The organism is Vallitalea maricola (assembly GCF_036985595.1).
Classification (GTDB): Bacteria; Bacillota; Clostridia; order Lachnospirales; family Vallitaleaceae; genus Vallitalea; species Vallitalea maricola.
Genome location: NZ_BTPU01000472.1, coordinates 1 through 275 on the forward strand (window position 1 = coordinate 1; position 275 = coordinate 275).

At 28.7% G+C, this 275-nt stretch carries 1 protein-coding gene; it reads left to right on the forward strand.

What is annotated here, in order from left to right:
• A partial coding sequence (locus AACQ14_RS24670) for a hypothetical protein (RefSeq protein ID WP_339366164.1) occupies positions 1-219 on the forward strand: 219 nt, incomplete at its 5' end.
• Positions 220-275 lie beyond the last annotated feature (56 nt).

Genomic DNA, 275 nt, shown 5'->3' on the forward strand with positions numbered 1-275 from the left:
TATATAAAATCAACAAAATATATTGATAGATTCAATGATGATTATTCATCAGGACCGTTTAATATAAATGAATCAATAAAAACGGATGATAAAGAAGAAATACCGATATGGGTATATTTGGCTGGAGGTGGAGACTTCTATGTTGAGTATGATAATATGGAAGAAACAGCTAAAGAATTGGAGTGGGCACTATTAGTAAAGGTAGAGTTTACTAACTGATTTTAAATATAAGGAGATGAGATAATTTGAAAACATACGTTTTAATATATGAAGAC